The following is a 16,049-nucleotide window of genomic DNA, read 5'->3' as shown; positions in this document are numbered from 1 at the left end:
CCCGCCTGGCGGACCCGGGTTCCCCAACGGCAGGAAGTGGCAGACATGTTCATCGGCGACCTGTATCTCAACGGTTGCGCTGTGTCCTACCCCACCACGCGCGTCCCGGTGGCCGAGGCCCTGGCGCAAGGGCTGGTCCGCGACTTCGACGAGACCATCGGAAACCCGGACGTGCCCGTCTTCGACGAGCAGGCGCCGGCCGCCGACATGGCCGTAGAGGCCCTGCGCCGGTCGCTCAAGTCGACCGGCACGGACGCCTCGGACGTGGACCTGCTGATCCACTGCGGTTGGTGGCACCAGGGCTTCGACATCTGGAGCGCGGCGCACTACGTCGCCCACCGGACCGGTGCCCTGGGCGCCGTCCCGATGAATCTCTCGCAGGGCTGCAACGCGCCCATGGCGGCGCTCGAACTCACCGTCCGGGCGATGCGGGCCGACGGCGCCATCCGGACCGGCGCCGTCACGGCGGCCGACGCCATGCAGTTCCCGCAGGTCGACCGCTGGAATCTCAACTACGGCTGTGTGCACGGCGACGCGGGCACCGCGATGCTTGTCTCGCGTGGGCCGGCCGCGCGGAACGCCTTCCGTATCGTCTCGATCGCCAGCAAGGCGGCCCCCGAGCTCGAAGCCATGAACCGGGCCGGATACACCGCGACTCCCGGCCCCGCGCTGCGGGACGGCGGCCGGGTGGATCTGAAGGCGGCCAAGAAGGCGTACCTCACCGAGTTCGGCATGGAGGGATTCATGGGGCGCTCCCGTGAGGCCCTCACGGGGTGCGTGCGCCAGGCCCTGGAGGAGGCCGGACTCGACGGCAGCGAGAGCCGTATCCGCGTCGTCTCGGTGCCCCGGCTCAGCGGCAAGATCTTCGAGACCGTCTACCGGTCCCAGCTCGCCCCGTTCTTCGGCGCCCAGAAGCTGGTGTGGTGGGGCGACCGGACGGCCCACCTGGGCGTCGCCGATGTCGGCGCGAACATCGAGGACACCCGCGACGAGCATGCGCTGGAACCCGGCGACATCACCGTCGTGGTGAACGCGGGCGGCGGCTACACCTGGTCCTGCCTGGTGCTGGAGTCCGTCGCCTGACCCACCCAGCCGAAGAGAAGACCCCTTCACCAGAGAAGACCCATTCACCGGAAGGAAAAAGAACAATGACCACTACTTTCGTTTCCGACGAGACCATCCGTGAGACGACCCTCGACATCATCGTCGACGAGCTGGAGCTGGACGTCGAGCCCGATCAGGTCGACGGCGGCGCCGACCTGATCGAGTTCTACGGCGCCGACTCCCTCGGCCTGATACAGGTCCTGGCCCGCGTCAACAAGCAGCTGGGAATCCGGGTGCCCCGCGATCAGGCCGTCGACCTGCGCACCGTCGAGCTGCTCGTGCAGCGCATCATCGACATCCGCGACGGCAAGGGCGGCGGCAAGTGACGCACGCCCGCAGGGTCGTGGTGACCGGCCTGGGATGTGTGAGCAGCATCGGGACCGGCGTCGAGGAGTTCACCGAGGGCATCAAGGCCGGCCTGAGCGGAATCTCCGAGATCGGCTCCTTCGACGCCGGTGACTTCCCGGCCCGGCTGGCCGGCGAGGTGCACGGCTTCGACCCCGCCTCGATCGTCCGGAACATCGACCTCGACGACTGGGGACGTACGGCCCACTTCGCGGCCGCCGCGGCCCGGCTCGCGATGGACGACTCCGGGCTCGACCTCGACGAGGAGACCCGTGCGACGGCCGGCGCGATCATCGGCACCACCAACGGTGAGGCGCCCTCCGTCGACACCCTGACCCAGCAGTGGCTGGACGGCGGCCCCAGCACCCTCTCCGCCGACGTGGCCCGCAGGATCCCGGCCGGCAACATCGCCGCCGCCGCGGCGACGGAACTGGGCCTGTACGGCGAGACCGTCGTCATCCCGACGGCGTGCTCAGCCGCCAACTACGCCATCGGAAGCGCCGCCGACAAGATCATCGCTGGTGAGGCCGATGTGATGGTGTCCGGCGGCGCGGACAGCGTGAACCGGTTCACCCACGCCGGGTTCCTCAGCCTCGGCGCGGTGGCCAACGGGGTGCCCCGGCCGTTCGACCAGGACCGTTCGGGCATCGTCACCGCAGAGGGCGGCGCGGTGCTGGTCCTGGAGGAACTGGAACACGCCCGGCGGCGCGGCGCCCACATCTACGCCGAACTGTTCGGCTACGGGCTCAGCTGCGACGCCCACCACATCGTGCACCCGGACGCGGAGAGCATCGCCACCTGCATCCGGCGGGCGCACGCCAACTCGGGCATCGTCGCCCAGGACGTCGACTACATCTGCGCCCACGGCACCGGCACGCCGACCAACGACATCACCGAGGTCACGGCGACCCGTCTGGTGTTCGGCGACGAGCATCCGCCGATGAGCTCCATCAAGTCGATGCTGGGTCACACGATGGGCGCGGCCAGCGGATTCGGCGCGATCGCCTGCTGCAAGGCGATCGAGGACGCCTTCCTGCCGCCCACCATCAACCTGCGCACCGTCGACCCGGCGTTCGGCGAGGGCATCGACTTCGTCGGCACGGGTGCCAAGGCCGCCGCGGTGCGGGTCGCGCAGAACCACGGCTTCGCCTTCGGCGGCAACAACGCCATCACCATTTTCGGCGCCTATGCCGACGGCGAGCCCGTCGGCGCGGGGGAGGGACCGCGATGAGCGGAGCAGCAGAACTCCAGATCTCCGATGTGTCGGTGCTGTCCGCGGCCGGTGTCGGCCTGGACTCCCTGCGCGCCCGGCTCCGTGAGCCGGGCGCGGCCCCCGGCGGCGAACCCTCCCTCAGTCTTGAACCGAGTCGACCGGGGGGACCCCTACCGGACACCGCCCACTACGAGGGCCTGCCCGGCGGGGTCGCGGCCGTGCCGGACTTCGAGATCACCGACTATGTGCCGAGGAAGGGCACGAAGAACCTCGACCGGACCACGAAGCTCGGCCTCGCGGCCGCCACCCTGCTCAAGCAGTCGCTGGGCGAGCGGGCCGAGATCGGCGAGGCGTCCTGGGAGTCCACCGGGATCGCCATGGGCACGGCCGTCGGCAGCCTGCGCAGCAGCGTCGACCTGAACGTCGACATCATCGAGGGCAAGGGGACCGACCTCGTCAACCCGGCGGTCTTCCCCAACACCACGATGAACTGCTGCGCCAGCCAGATCGCGATCTGGCACCACTTCCGCGGCCCGAACTCCACCCTCGCCAACGGCACAGTCAGCGCCCTGTCCGCGCTGCGCTACGCGGCCCGGCTGATCCGCTGCGGTCACGCCGAGCGGATGCTCGTCGGGGGTGTCGAGGAGTTGTCGCCCCACACCGCGTGGGGGATCCGGCTGAAGAAGGAGGTGCAGGAGTCCGTCTTCATCGGCGAGGGCGCGGCCCTGGTCGCCCTCGAACCCGCGGGCGCGGGCGCACCACCGGCCGTGGCCACGGTGACGGCCTGCGAGGTGATGTTCGCACCGGAGCGCACCCAGGCCGGCTACAGCGCTGCGCTGCGCCGCGCGGTCGACCGGGCGGGGGCGGCCGCCGAGGCCGCGGGCATCGGCATCGGCCTGGTCCTGCCCGGGAACGTCGGAACGACTCTGCACACCGCCGAGGAGTCCGCTCTCGACGGCTGCGACGCCGAGCGCGTGGACGTGCGGGCCGTGGTCGGCGAGTGCGGCGGCGCCCTGGGCGCCATGCAGCTCGCCGCCGCGGTGGCCCTCGGCCGGCCCGGCACCGGCGTGCTCATCACCGGGATCGACGATTCCGGGGCGGTGGCCGCGGCCGTGCTCACCATCAAGGAGCAAGTATGAGCGTGCTGACTGCCGGTACCCGGGTGCGCCGGGAGCTGGTCCACCGCGCCAACGATCAGGAGATCCTGGTCTCGCCGCCCTGGCGGGCCGAGGACGGTGGCTACGGCGCTGCGACCGTCACCACGGCCCTCAGCCCGTACTACCGCGACCACCCCCGAACGCACTGGCTGGACGCCCTGCTGCTGATCGAGGCCTGCCGCCAGGCGGCGCTCAGCGCGGCGCACGAGTTCGAGGGCCTCTCGCCCGACATCGCGTTCTTCTTCAACTCGATCGACATGGAGATCACCGACTTCGAGCAACTGGCACGTGTCGACGGTGAGTTGACGATCCGGTCGGAGTTCGAGGAGCTCCGGTTGCGTGGTGACGGCTCGCCGAAGCAGATCACCTACAACCAGCGTGGCACGGACGGCTCCGGCCGGACGGTGGTGCGTACATCGATGGCGGTGCAGGGCCTGCCCAAGGGCCGCTACCCGGAACTGCGGGCCTACCAGCGGGGCGGCTCGGCCGCGCCGACCACCGCGGGCCTGCTCTCCACCACGGGCACCCGGGCCGCCCTCAGCCCGCCGGAGAGCGTGGGCCGTACGCAGGCCACCAACGTGGCGATCGCCGGCGTACGGTCCGAGGCGGGCACCCTGGTCGCGGACCTGGCCCCGGACTTCGCCAACGCCGGCCTCTTCGACCACGACTACGACCACTATCCGGCGATGGTGCTCATCGAGGCCGGCCGGCAGCTGGCGCTGTCCGGCACCCCGGACCCCGCCGGGCATCTGGTCACCGCGGTGCGCACCACCTTCGAGCACTTCGCCGAGCTCGACGCGCCGATCCGGCTCGTGGCCCACCACGGCGAGCGGTGGGCCGACGTGAACTGCGTCCAGGGCGACCTGGTCGTCACCCGCATGTCGTTCGTGCTGGCACCGGCCCCCGCCGACGAGGGGCAGGCGTGATGAGGACCGCGATCTGGACCGACTTCCGCGGGGTGATGACCCCGCCACTGCGGGAGGGACTGCGCGCCTACTGCGAGGGCAAGCCGTTCACCCCCGAACAGCTCGGGCAGTGTCTGCGCGCCATCGCCGACCGTTACGGCAGCCCGGACGGGATGGCCGTACTGGACTCCGGGATCCTCTCGGAGCGGGAGTGGACGGCGGAGATCGAGCAGGAGCTGTCCTCCCGGTTCGGCCTGGACGCGGACCTGTCCGGTCTCGGCCCCGAGTGGTGGAGCGACCGCCGGGTCGACCCCGAGTGGCTCGCCGCCCTGCGCTCATGGCGGCGGGCGGGCGCCTTCGTGGGCGTGATCTCCAACCTCCCCGTCGACTGGAAGGACCACTTCGCAGAATTCCTGGACTGGGACGAGCAGTTCGACGAGGTCCTGCTCTCCTGCGACCTCGAGACCCGCAAACCCGACGCCGGCATGTTCCGCCACGCCGAGTCGCGCTCCGGCCTTCCCCCCGAGTCCAACGTCCTCGTCGACGACCTGGACGACAACGTCGCCGGTGCGCGGCGGGCGGGCTGGGTCGGCGTGATCGGTGGCGGAGGGTCCACGCGTGCCGCCATCGAGCGGATCGACTCGATCGTGCGCTCCGGCGCACTCCCCGAAATGCCTGCACACCAAGGACAAGGAGCCAAACGATGACCAGTCGATCGGTGTTCGTCACGGGAGCCAGCCGGGGCATCGGCGCGGCGATCGCGGGCGATCTGAACAAGCAGGGCTACCGCGTGGTCGGCACCGCCCGCACCACCCGGCCCGAACTCGAAGGCGTCTCCTTCGTCCAGTGCGACGTGCGCGACCCGGAGTCGGTGCGCACGGCGGTGGAGCAGGCCCGCGAGATCCTCGGCGAGATCGACATCGTCGTGAACTGCGCCGGCATCATGAACGACGGCCTGCTGCTCACCCAGACGCAGGAGGGCGTCCAGGAGGTCCTCGACACCAACCTCACCGGCTCCATCAACGTGGCGCGCGAGACCGTGCCGGACATGATGGCCAACAAGTGGGGCCGCATGGTCTTCGTCTCCTCCATCGTCGCCCTCTGGGGATCGCCCGGTCAGGTCAACTACTCGGCCTCCAAGAGCGGCCTGATCGGCGTCGCCCGCTCCCTCGCCTGGGAACTGGGGCGTGCCGGGATCACCTCCAACGTCGTACTGCCGGGTCTGATCGAGACCGACATGATCGCCGAGCTGTCGGACCGGCGGCGGAAGGAGATCGTCTCCCAGACGGCGCTGCGCCGCACCGGACGGCCCGAGGAGGTGGCCGCACTGGTCTCCTTCCTCGTCTCCGAGGACGCCGGGTTCATCACCGGCGCCTCGATCCCGATCGGCGGCGGCGTCGGCATGGGCGTCTGATGAGCGCGACGACGTTTCCCGTACCGGCCGAGGCGTCCGCCGTACGCGCCAAGGCGTTCCCCGTACGAGCCGACGCGCGCAGGATGCCACTGGTGGCCGTGGACGACGTCGAGGCGGTCGACGGAGGCTTCATCGGCCGCAAGACGGTCGTCGCCGACGACCCCTATCTCGCCGGGCACTTCCCGTCCCTGACGGTGTATCCGGGGGTGTTCCTGATCGAGAGCCTTCAGCAGATGGTCGAGCTGCACCTCGATGGAGCGCTCGGCGGGGTCGAGTTGGTGGAGATCGGCTCGGTCCGGTTCAGCCGGCCGGCGCTGGCCGGGGACGCGGTGATGTTCGAGGTCGCGGTCAGCGGCGACCGTACGCGCCTGGTCACCAAGGCGACGTGCAGCAGCGGCGGCCGGCGCCTCGCCCGCATCACCGCGACCTGGAGGAGCCGGGCATGACGACCCAGCCCCAGACCCAGCCCCAGATCCAGCCCGACTCTCTTTCCGAGACCCTTCCCGAATCCCTTCCCGACCCCGGCGACCTGCTGCCCTACGGCTACCCGGCGCTCCAGGTCGACCGGATCGTCCGGCACACACCGGGCGCCCTTGAGGCCACGAAGGCCGTGACCTACCACGAGCTGGACGCCCACCTGGGCGGCGCCCGGCCGGGCCGGTTCCCCGCCACTCTCACCCTGGAGTCGTTCCTCCAGGCGTGCGGACTGCTTCTGATGCGGGAGTCCGCCCCGGACGACCGCCGGCTGCTGATCTTCGGGTCGGCGCGCGGGGTGCGGGTGACCGATGCGGTGCGTGCCGGTGAACTGCTCGTGCACTCGGTGGAGTTGATCGACCGGGACGAGGAGACGGCCACGTTCTCCGGTGTGTCCCGGGCCGGGGACGGCCGCACCGTCCTCGAAGTCGAACGTGCCATCACCCTGCTGCGCCCCACCGACTCGTTCGAGGGCCCGGGCAGCGGGAGCTGAGATTTCCTCTTTCCCTTTCTGATGTCCGAAACGGAGGTTCGGTGGTGTACCACTATGTCGTGACCGCCCCGGGACAGGGAGTCCAGCGGCCCGGGATGCTCGATCCCTGGCTGGACACCGTCCCCGGGGCACCCGCCCTGGTCGACGACTGGTCGCGGGCCGCGGGCTTCGACCTGGTCGAGGCCGGCCGTGACGAGGCGCTGCTGGCCGACACGGCCTACGCACAGCCCCTGATCGTCGCCGCGTCCCTGCTGGCCCACCGACTGCTGCACGACAGGCTGCCGTCGGCCGCGGGCGAGGTGCTCTTCGCGGGCCACTCGGTCGGCGAACTGGCCGCCGCTGCGGGCGCGGGCTGCCTCAGCCCCCGCGACGCGGTCGCCCTCGCCCGGGTGCGCGGCGCGGCCATGTCGGCGGCGTGCGCGATGGCGCCGACCGGCATGGCCGCGGTGATGCCGTCCAAGCGGAGCCCCGCCTCGGACGAGGAGATCGTCGCCGCGGTCGCCGCGGCGGGCCTGACGGTGGCCAACTTCAACGGCAGCCATCAGTTCGTAGCGGCGGGACCGGCCGACCGGGTCGAGGCCCTTGCCGACGCGCCGCCGCCGGGCACCCGGGTCTCGCCCCTCGCCGTCGCCGGCGCCTTCCACACCGAGGCCATGGCGCCGGCGGTGGCGGAGTTCGCCCGCGCGATCGAGGATGTGCGGATCATCGAGCCGGCCTCGGCGCTGCTGGGCAACGGCGACGGCGCGCCGGTCGCCGGCCCGGAGGAGCTGCGGCGCCGGCTGATCACCCAGATCACCTCGCCGGTCCGCTGGGACCTGTGCGCGCGGACGATCGCCCACCGGGCCCCCGGCGCCCTGCACATCGAGCTGGCACCGGCGGGACCGCTCACCCGGCTGCTCCAGCGCACCCGCCCCGAGGCACGCGCAGTCGCCCTGGGCGTCCCGCAGGACCTCGACCTCGTACTGGCCGAGGCCGCGGCGGGCGGTGAGCCCGTGGTGGCGGGCAGGCCCGAGGAGCACTCGCTGGTGGACGCGCGATGACGACAGCGGCCTGTGCTGACGACAACGGCCTTGGGTGGGGCGAACACCCTGGAGAAGAACGATGGGGGAGGATCTGATGCGCACTGCTGTCGAGGCGCTGGCGAGCCTCAGACGCGAGATCGCCGAGGGCCCGGACCCGGCCGCCACCAGGCGGCAGCGCGACAAGGGCAAGCTGACGGCCCGGGAGCGGATCGAACTGCTCCTGGACCCCGGGTCCTTCCAGGAGGTCGAGCAACTGCGCCGGCACCGGGCAACCGGGTTCGGCCTTGAGGCGAAGAAACCGCACACCGACGGTGTGATCACCGGCTGGGGCACGGTCGAGGGCCGTACGGTCTTCGTCTACGCGCACGACTTCCGGATCTTCGGCGGCGCCCTGGGCGAGGCCCACGCCGAGAAGATCCACAAGATCATGGACATGGCCATCGCGGCCGGCGCGCCCCTGGTGTCGCTCAACGACGGTGCCGGCGCCCGCATCCAGGAGGGCGTCACCGCCCTCGCCGGCTACGGCGGCATCTTCCAGCGCAACACCAAGGCGTCCGGGGTCATCCCGCAGATCAGCGTGATGCTCGGCCCGTGCGCGGGCGGTGCGGCCTACTCGCCGGCCCTGACGGACTTCGTGTTCATGGTCCGCGAGACATCCCAGATGTTCATCACCGGCCCGGACGTGGTCAAGGCGGTGACGGGGGAGGAGATCAGCCAGAACGGGCTAGGCGGCGCGGACGTACATGCCGAGACGTCCGGCGTGTGCCACTTCGCGTACGACGACGAGGAGACCTGCCTCGCAGAGGTCCGGTATCTGCTGTCGCTGCTGCCGCAGAACAACCGGGAGAGGTCCCCGGCCGCAGCGGCCGACGACCCGGCCGACCGCCGCTGCGAGGAACTCCTCGGCCTGGTCCCCGCCGACGGCAACCGCCCCTACGACATGCGCGCGGTGATCGAGTCCCTCGTCGACGACGGCGAGTACCTGGAGATCCACGAGCGCTGGGCCGGCAACGTCATCGTCGCCCTGGCCCGCATGGATGGCCAGACCGTCGGCATCGTGGCCAACCAGCCCCAGTCGCTGGCCGGTGTCCTCGACATCAACGCGTCCGAGAAGGCCGCTCGCTTCGTCCAGATGTGCGACGCCTTCAACATCCCGCTCGTGACGCTCCTCGACGTCCCCGGCTTCCTGCCGGGCGTCGACCAGGAACACGGCGGCATCATCCGGCACGGCGCCAAGCTGCTGTACGCCTACTGCAACGCCACCGTCCCGCGCATCCAGGTCATCCTGCGCAAGGCGTACGGCGGCGCCTACATCGTCATGGACTCCCGTTCCGTGGGCGCCGACCTGTCGTATGCCTGGCCCACCAACGAGATCGCGGTGATGGGCGCCGAGGGTGCCGCCAACGTCATCTTCCGGCGCCGGATCGCCGGCGCCGACGACCCCGAGGCGATGCGGGCCCGCATGGTCAAGGAGTACAAGACCGAGCTGATGCACCCCTACTACGCGGCCGAGCGGGGCCTGGTGGACGACGTGATCGACCCCGCCGAGACCCGCGAGGTGCTGATCCGCTCCCTGCAGATGCTGCGGACCAAGCACGCCGACCTGCCCTCGCGCAAGCACGGCAACCCGCCCCAGTGACCTCGCACCCACCCGCCCCCATCCGAACGGAGCTGATCCAGGTGACCACAGCCACCGAGCGCACCGCCCCATCCCTCCTGGTCCGCGTCGAACGCGGCCTGCCGTCCGACGACGAACTCGCGGCCCTGACCGTGGCACTGCTCTCCCGCGCCACCGCCACCGCCACCGCCACCGAGACCCGGCCCGCCGCCCCGCCCGTCCCCATGTGGGACCGCCCGGAGCGCCACGCGTCGTACCGCCCCGTCAGCTGGCGACGGTAGCGGGGAGAGTCGAGGAAGCCACAAGGAAGCGACACAGAAGTGGAGTTGGAGGAGATGGACATGGTCGGTACACCCCGCGAAGACTCGCCCCGCGCCGGACGACGGATCCAGCCCACGGAGCGGCCCGCACCGCCGCGGGCGCTGTTGGCAGGGGAGGAGGACGGTGGTGACGAGCCCCACATCCAGCGCGGAATCGACTGAGACCGTGCCCACGGCGGGCGAGCGGTTCGGCGCGGTCCGCAAGGTGCTGATCGCCAACCGTGGCGAAATCGCTGTCCGCGTGGCCCGGGCCTGCCGGGACGCCGGGATCGCGAGCGTGGCGGTGTACGCCGAGCCCGACCGGGACGCGCTGCACGTCCGCGCGTTCCGCGTCAACGGCGAGGATCCGGGCCGCAACTTCCTCCCGGCCCCCGGCACGGTCACCCGGTGGGATCCGCCGACGGGACCCGGCGTCCGCCTGGACGCCGGCGTCGAGGCCGGCAGCGTCATCGGCCCGGCGTGGGATTCCCTGCTGGCCAAGCTGATCGTGACGGGCCGCACCCGCAAGGAGGCCCTGGAGCGGGCTCGCCGTGCGCTCGCCGAGTTCCGGGTCGAGGGCATGGCAACGGCCATCCCATTCCACCGCGCGGTGGTCGAGGACCTGGCGTTCGCCCCCGAACTGACCGGCTCACAAGCCCCCTTCACGGTCCACACCCGGTGGATCGAGACGGAGTTCCACAACACCATCGAGCCGTTCGTCCCCGCGACTGAGGGCGGGGAGGAAGGGCCGGACGGCCGCGAGACCCTGGCGGTCGAGGTCGGTGGCAGGCGGATCGAGGTCAGGGTTCCCGCGTCGCTGGGCGTGCCGCGGGCGCGTACGGCACCGGGAGGCGCGCGCCAGATCAGACGCCGCCCCGGCGGCCGCAGGGCCGGCTCCGCCGTCTCGGGCGACACGCTGACCTCCCCGATGCAGGGCACGATCGTCAAGGTCGCCGTCGAGGAGGGCGCGACGGTCGCCGCGGGCGACCTCGTCGTCGTCCTGGAGGCGATGAAGGTCGTCCTGGAGGCGATGAAGATGGAGCAGCCCATCACCGCCCACAAGGCAGGCACGGTCGCCGATCTCCTGGTCCTGCCCGGCGCGGCGCTCACCGCCGACGCCGCGATCTGCGCGATCAGGGGGTGAGCGATGACGACGTACGAGCCGTACGAGCCGTACGAGGTGTATCAGACGTACGGGAGGCGTCGGCAGACAGGCGCGCTGCTGCGCCCGGTGTCGACCGGTCCGCAACACCCTTACGACACAGGGGGGTTGATGGCCTCGCTGCTCCCGCCATGGGTGGTGGCCGCGGAGGTGTTCGGGCCCGGGGACGAGGACTGGTGGGGAGCGCTGCTGCCCGCCGAGGCGCGGCTCATGGCGGGCGCGGGGGACAAACGGCGGCGGGACTTCGCCGGGGTGCGGGTGTGCGCCCGGCGCGCGCTGCGGGTTCTCGGCTTCGCGCCGGTGCCCGTGCTGCCGGGGCCGCGCGGAGAACCGCGCTGGCCGGCGGGCGTCGTGGGCTCGATGACGCACTGCGCGGGCTACCGGGCGGCGGTGGTCGCCTGTCCGGAGGCGGGCCTGGCCGGGCTCGGCATCGACGCAGAGCCGCACGCCCCGCTCTCGCCGGACGTGCTGGAGATGGTCGCGAGCCCCGCCGAGCGGGCCCATGTGGCGATGCTGGCCGGTGGCCGGCCGCGCGTGCACTGGGGGCGCGTCCTGTTCTGCGTGAAGGAGGCGGTCTTCAAGGCGTGGTACCCGCTGGCCTGCACCGAACTCGGTTTCCTGGAGGCGGAAGTGGCGCTCCAGGTGGACGGCGACGGCTTCTTCGGGGGTGTCACGGCCGAGGTGCGGCGGCCGGGTCCGTTCGCCGCGGTCTCAGGCCGGTGGCGCGTCGCCGATGGCGTGATCGCGACCGCGGTCGTGGCGGAGGCGGCCGCGTCCTGGAGGTCTGGACAGCCTGGACAGCACCCCTCCCGCGCCGCGCCACCGGGCGAACACCCCGCGGCCTGATCCCCGCGACCACTTCCGGCGCCACACCCGATCCACCCCTGATTCCCACAGCAGTCAACCAAGTCCAGGAGGAAGAAACGATGCGTCTCGCCGATGCCCGCGTGGAGTGCGTGACCGAGATCGCCGCCGCGCCGCAGCGTGTGTGGGAGCTGATCTCGGACATCGCCACCTCGGCCCGGCACAGCCCGGAACTGCAGGAGGTGGAGTGGCTCGACGGGGCAGAGGGACCCGCGGTCGGCGCCTCCTTCGCCGGCCGCAACCGCAACAGCGGGCTGGGGGAGTGGCGCACGGTCAGCCGTGTCGCGCAGATATCGGAGGAGCGCGTCTTGCAGTGGGAGGTCGTCCACTACAACGACCGGCGCCACGGCGAGCCGCTGGCCGTCTGGACCTACACCCTGGAACCGCTCGCGGACGGCTCCGGCACCCGCCTGCGGCACGGCATGTGCTTCGGCTCGGCCCGCGGCCCCATGCACGAGGTCGTCAAGCGGTACCCGGACCGCGAGGAGCAGATCATCGACGGCCGCCTCGCCCTGCTGCGCACGGGCATCGAACAGACCCTGGCCGGCGTGAAGGCCGAGGCGGAGGCATAGCGGGCTGCCCCGGATGCAGGGGAGCGCCCGTTTCCACGGTCCGCATCCGACGCCGTACCGCATACCGCATACCGCTGCCGGGCCGGCAGTCAACGGGCTGAGGCTGGGAGTGTTGCACCCTGGTTCGTGCTCGGACCGCACATCAGCATCACGGAACGAGACAGGTAATCAGAGGGAGCTGAGCATGAGCCAGGTCAGCTACGCGCGCAATCGCCGGAAGTTTTTGCTCGGCGTCGGTACGACCGCGGCGGCCGCCGCCGTTACCGCAAAGCGGCGTTCGACCGGGCCGCACGCGAGGGAACCCTGAGCGGCACAGGCGACTTCTACGACATTCTCAAAGAGGGATCGAGTCCCGTTCTGGATCGCTTGGCCACTCCGCTGTGGCCGACCGTTCAGGGGATCTACGCCGAGCACGACACCGTAGTCGTGGTGTGGGACGGAAGGGCGACCGCCAAGGACGGTCAGCCGTAAGTGAATACCTTCGCCCGTACGTGAATACCTTCGCCTGGATAATGAAGGTTCAGGCACGACAGGTGGTCGAGGTCAGCGCGTACCTCGACATGAGGGCGGTGGAAGACCTCGTGAACCGGGTGCCTTTGCCGTCGGTGTGACCGGGATTGCGTATGCCGGGTCCGCGCCGGTGACCCGCGCCTCGGGCAAGACCCGCGCTGCGCCGCTGCTTGACGCATCAGAACGCATCAAACGCATCAAACGCATCAAACGCATCAGATGTCTACCGTCTCGCTCCTACCCGGGCCCCAGCCGAGGAACGCGCCAAGGCCGGCCCACAAAGCGAGAGTTGTGGGAGCGCTCGTGGAACGGTCACTGTGACCGTTCCACGAACGGAAATCCCGGAGGGCGACCAAGCCGGGCCGCGTGCTGCGGGCGAGCTCAGGCGGGCAGCCTCGTGTCGACGACGAAGCTGATCTCAATGACCTGGCCGGGCAAGGTCAGTTCGGTGACGCCCAAGACCGTGCTGGCCGGGCGGTGGTCGCCGAAGTACGCCAGGTTGCCCTCCGCCGTCGCCGCGGCGTTCTGCCGCAGGTTCACCACGTACAGGGTCTGCGAGACGACCTGGTTCCGGGTGACGCCGTAGTGGTCCAGGATCTTGTCCGTATTGGCGTAGGTCTGCTTGAGCTGGGCGGCGAAGTCGCCCGCGTAGAGGAACTCGCCCGCCTCGTCGAACGCGAGCTGTCCGGAGATGTGGATCAGCTCGCCGGACCTGATCGCCTGTGAGTAGCCGAAGTCGCTCTCGGCCGGCACGTTGTGGTTGAAGACATCAATGGTGGCCATGGTGCTCGCCCTTCCGGTTTGCTCTCTTGTGGTTACTCGGAAACTGTAGGAGAGTGAACGCTGACCTGGAAGAACGCACTTTTCGGTGACTGGGGAACCTGATGGTGACCAAGCAACTGCTCAAGGGCCTGCCCGAGGACGCGGACCTGAGGCGCGCGGACTCCCTGGCGCGGGAGATCTTCTCGGACGTCGCGAACAAGTGGGCGCTCCTGATCATCGAGGCGCTCGGCGAGCGCACCCTGCGCTTCAGCGAGTTGCGGAACGAGGTCGAGGGCGTCAGCCACAAGATGCTCACCCAGAACCTGCGCATGCTGGAGCGCAACGGCCTGGTCGACCGGAAGGTGTACCCCACCGTGCCGCCGCGGGTCGAGTACACCCTCACCGAGCCGGGCCAGGCCCTGCGCGCCACGGTCGATGCCATATGCGGCTGGACCCACCAGTACCTCGGTCACATCGAGGGCGCGCGCGGCCGTTTCGACGCCTGACAGGCATGCAGCACCACGCTGTGCGTGCTGCATTCGATCTCACGTTGGTGACCACCAACGTGGCCTGTTCGCCCGGATGGCGATCACAGACGTGGACACGGCGCTGTCCGCCGGGATCGCCGCGGTCCGGCTGCGCAACCAGCCCCCGGGCGAGACCGGCGACGCGCTCAGCGCCGTACCGGAACACCAGGTACGGCTGACAGCGGCCCGCGCAGGACACCCCGGCGGGGACTTGAGCCCACGGGCCGGGCACGTGTCATGCCGCGGACGGGTACCACCAGACGGGCCTACTCCCGACCTCCTCATCAGCGGTCTCCACGATGCTCAGGGCCGTGCGCAGCGACCGCACCGCGTGGTACAGGCGCGACTTGACGGTGCCGGGCGGGACGCCGAGCACGAGGGCCACCTCGCGCGTCGACCTGCCGGTGTAGTAGGTCTCGCACAGCACCTCCCGGTGCTTGGGCGACAGCCCCTGGATCGCGCCCTTGAGGATCATTGACGACAATATTCGGTCGACGTCGTCGGGCTTCGCCAGCAACTCGTTCAGCCAGGCGGTGCCGTCGACCTCCTGCGGACGGGCCATGCGCAGCCGGTACTCGTCGATCACGATGTTGCGGGCGGAACAGCCACCCCCGCAGAGGCTCGCTGCCACCCACGTCCTGAGTGCGCCAGCAGCGCAGCGTTCGTCGTAAAGAGTGCGCATTGCGCGTTCCCTGGCGCTGACCGCGCCCGAGGAGCCCATTACGGTCCAGCTCACGTTCGTACTCCTTCGTTCCACGACCTGGTGGGGCCAGGTCTCGGGGCCGGGCTCAGCGGCCTCGATGCGTGGGGGAGTCTTGCGAGCGGGGTTCCACGCCGAGTTGACGTTCGATTGACGACGGGAGCGGTGGGCTCCGTGGAAGCGGACGGCCACCGCCAGTTCCCGGTTGACCTGCGCGTTTTCTCTCAGGCCACACCGGTCTGACGTGTCGTCGCCGCGGAGGCGAGGGCGTCCATACGGCGATTGACGCCGCGCGGCAAGGCGCGGGAGGCCCATCTGGAGGACGTACGGAACGTACTCGCCGCCACCGTGTTCCCGGAGCAGCCCGGACAGGTCCAGGTCAACCGCCCGTCCGACGCCCTGGCGGCCAAGCGCGCCACGCAGAACACCTTCTCCTCCCTCTTCCTCGGCCTGGCCGGGGTCGCCCTGCTGGTCGGCGGGATCGGCGTGGCCAACATGGTCATCTCGGTCCTGGAGCGCCGAAGGGACATCGGGCTCCGCCGGGCGTTGGGCGCGACCCGCGGTCAGATACGCGTCCAGTTCCTCACCGAGTCCATAGGACTGTCGCTGCTCGGCGCCATCACCGGAACCCTGTTCGGCGTCCTCGCCAACGTCGGCTATGCGGCCTACCAGGGCTGGCCAACGGTGATCCCCCTGCTGTCGGTCACGGGCGGCTGCCTCGGCGCCGTGCCGATCGGCATGGCGGCCGGCGTCTATCCGTCGGTCCGCGCGGCACGCCTTCCTCCTACGGAGGCGCTGGCGTCGACGTGAGCGGCCGGCTGCGACCGCGACCGCGCGCCGCCAGTGCGCCACCGCGCGAGGGGCGACGCCGGGGGCGTGCCCCTGTCGCGAGGTGGCATTGCTGTCGG

At 70.8% G+C, this 16,049-nt stretch carries 19 protein-coding genes and 1 pseudogene; 18 read left to right on the top strand and 2 right to left on the bottom strand.

Annotated elements, in window-relative coordinates; translation table 11 throughout:
• The first annotated feature begins 45 nt into the window (after positions 1 to 45).
• The 16 genes from AC5P09_RS20445 to AC5P09_RS20370 all read left to right on the top strand — a co-directional run bounded on the left by AC5P09_RS20445 (position 46) and on the right by AC5P09_RS20370 (position 12,642).
• Positions 46 to 1,083: a ketoacyl-ACP synthase III family protein gene (locus tag AC5P09_RS20445; protein ID WP_493875267.1), complete on the top strand. Its 1,038-nt coding sequence runs from the start codon at positions 46 to 48 to the stop codon at positions 1,081 to 1,083.
• 65 nt (positions 1,084 to 1,148) lie between these two features.
• Entirely contained in the window at positions 1,149 to 1,430 is a 282-nt protein-coding gene (locus AC5P09_RS20440) for an acyl carrier protein (protein ID WP_493875266.1), read from the top strand.
• Positions 1,427 to 2,680, top strand: coding sequence for a beta-ketoacyl-[acyl-carrier-protein] synthase family protein (locus AC5P09_RS20435; protein WP_493875265.1), 1,254 nt, complete (start codon positions 1,427 to 1,429; stop codon positions 2,678 to 2,680). The genes AC5P09_RS20440 and AC5P09_RS20435 overlap by 4 nt, the downstream gene beginning before the upstream one ends.
• A complete protein-coding gene (locus tag AC5P09_RS20430; protein WP_493875264.1) occupies positions 2,677 to 3,801 on the top strand; it encodes a beta-ketoacyl synthase N-terminal-like domain-containing protein in 1,125 nt (374 codons plus the stop codon). Before AC5P09_RS20435 ends, AC5P09_RS20430 begins: the two co-directional genes overlap by 4 nt.
• Positions 3,798 to 4,745: an AfsA-related hotdog domain-containing protein gene (locus tag AC5P09_RS20425; protein ID WP_493875263.1), complete on the top strand. Its 948-nt coding sequence runs from the start codon at positions 3,798 to 3,800 to the stop codon at positions 4,743 to 4,745. The genes AC5P09_RS20430 and AC5P09_RS20425 overlap by 4 nt, the downstream gene beginning before the upstream one ends.
• Positions 4,745 to 5,431 (top strand): HAD family hydrolase, encoded by a 687-nt coding sequence (locus AC5P09_RS20420; RefSeq protein ID WP_493875262.1) that lies wholly within the window; start codon positions 4,745 to 4,747, stop codon positions 5,429 to 5,431. Before AC5P09_RS20425 ends, AC5P09_RS20420 begins: the two co-directional genes overlap by 1 nt.
• Positions 5,428 to 6,138, top strand: coding sequence for an SDR family oxidoreductase (locus AC5P09_RS20415; protein WP_493875261.1), 711 nt, complete (start codon positions 5,428 to 5,430; stop codon positions 6,136 to 6,138). Before AC5P09_RS20420 ends, AC5P09_RS20415 begins: the two co-directional genes overlap by 4 nt.
• On the top strand, positions 6,138 to 6,584 hold the full coding sequence (locus AC5P09_RS20410) for an ApeI family dehydratase (protein WP_493875260.1): 447 nt from the start codon (positions 6,138 to 6,140) through the stop codon (positions 6,582 to 6,584). Before AC5P09_RS20415 ends, AC5P09_RS20410 begins: the two co-directional genes overlap by 1 nt.
• The gene (locus AC5P09_RS20405) at positions 6,581 to 7,105 is read left to right on the top strand and encodes a 3-hydroxyacyl-ACP dehydratase FabZ family protein (protein WP_493875259.1); all 525 of its coding nucleotides are present in this window, start codon (positions 6,581 to 6,583) and stop codon (positions 7,103 to 7,105) included. Before AC5P09_RS20410 ends, AC5P09_RS20405 begins: the two co-directional genes overlap by 4 nt.
• 59 nt (positions 7,106 to 7,164) lie before the next feature.
• A complete protein-coding gene (locus AC5P09_RS20400) occupies positions 7,165 to 8,145 on the top strand; it encodes an ACP S-malonyltransferase (RefSeq protein WP_493875258.1) in 981 nt (326 codons plus the stop codon).
• 76 nt (positions 8,146 to 8,221) lie between these two features.
• Positions 8,222 to 9,766 (top strand): acyl-CoA carboxylase subunit beta, encoded by a 1,545-nt coding sequence (locus AC5P09_RS20395; RefSeq protein WP_493875257.1) that lies wholly within the window; start codon positions 8,222 to 8,224, stop codon positions 9,764 to 9,766.
• A gap of 41 nt (positions 9,767 to 9,807) precedes the next feature.
• Positions 9,808 to 10,026 carry an acyl-CoA carboxylase epsilon subunit gene (locus tag AC5P09_RS20390; protein ID WP_493875256.1) on the top strand — a complete coding sequence of 73 codons (219 nt, stop codon included), beginning with the start codon at positions 9,808 to 9,810 and terminating at the stop codon, positions 10,024 to 10,026.
• A 60-nt stretch (positions 10,027 to 10,086) separates the two neighbouring features.
• On the top strand, positions 10,087 to 10,227 hold the full coding sequence (locus AC5P09_RS20385) for a hypothetical protein (protein WP_493875255.1): 141 nt from the start codon (positions 10,087 to 10,089) through the stop codon (positions 10,225 to 10,227).
• A complete protein-coding gene (locus AC5P09_RS20380) occupies positions 10,190 to 11,188 on the top strand; it encodes a biotin/lipoyl-containing protein (protein ID WP_493875254.1) in 999 nt (332 codons plus the stop codon). The genes AC5P09_RS20385 and AC5P09_RS20380 overlap by 38 nt, the downstream gene beginning before the upstream one ends.
• Positions 11,189 to 11,191: 3 nt before the next feature.
• Positions 11,192 to 12,052 (top strand): 4'-phosphopantetheinyl transferase family protein, encoded by an 861-nt coding sequence (locus tag AC5P09_RS20375; RefSeq protein WP_493875253.1) that lies wholly within the window; start codon positions 11,192 to 11,194, stop codon positions 12,050 to 12,052.
• An 80-nt stretch (positions 12,053 to 12,132) separates the two neighbouring features.
• The gene (locus tag AC5P09_RS20370) at positions 12,133 to 12,642 is read left to right on the top strand and encodes an SRPBCC family protein (RefSeq protein ID WP_493875252.1); all 510 of its coding nucleotides are present in this window, start codon (positions 12,133 to 12,135) and stop codon (positions 12,640 to 12,642) included.
• Positions 12,643 to 13,533: 891 nt separating this feature from the next.
• On the opposite strand, the gene AC5P09_RS20365 is transcribed toward AC5P09_RS20370, so the two are convergent.
• Positions 13,534 to 13,935, bottom strand: coding sequence for a RidA family protein (locus AC5P09_RS20365; protein ID WP_493875251.1), 402 nt, complete (start codon positions 13,933 to 13,935; stop codon positions 13,534 to 13,536).
• 101 nt (positions 13,936 to 14,036) lie between these two features.
• On the opposite strand from AC5P09_RS20365, the gene AC5P09_RS20360 reads away from it, so the two are divergent.
• Positions 14,037 to 14,420: a winged helix-turn-helix transcriptional regulator gene (locus tag AC5P09_RS20360; RefSeq protein WP_307678804.1), complete on the top strand. Its 384-nt coding sequence runs from the start codon at positions 14,037 to 14,039 to the stop codon at positions 14,418 to 14,420.
• Between the two features lie 256 nt (positions 14,421 to 14,676).
• On the opposite strand, the gene AC5P09_RS20355 is transcribed toward AC5P09_RS20360, so the two are convergent.
• Positions 14,677 to 15,177, bottom strand: coding sequence for a sigma-70 family RNA polymerase sigma factor (locus AC5P09_RS20355; protein ID WP_493875250.1), 501 nt, complete (start codon positions 15,175 to 15,177; stop codon positions 14,677 to 14,679).
• 261 nt (positions 15,178 to 15,438) lie between these two features.
• Between AC5P09_RS20355 and AC5P09_RS20350 the strand changes: the two are divergent.
• Positions 15,439 to 15,951, top strand: a pseudogene (locus AC5P09_RS20350) (ABC transporter permease); the annotation flags it as partial.
• Positions 15,952 to 16,049 lie beyond the last annotated feature (98 nt).

The organism is Streptomyces sp. a15, assembly GCF_059026085.1.
This window is presented reverse-complemented; position numbering and strand designations above follow the sequence as displayed.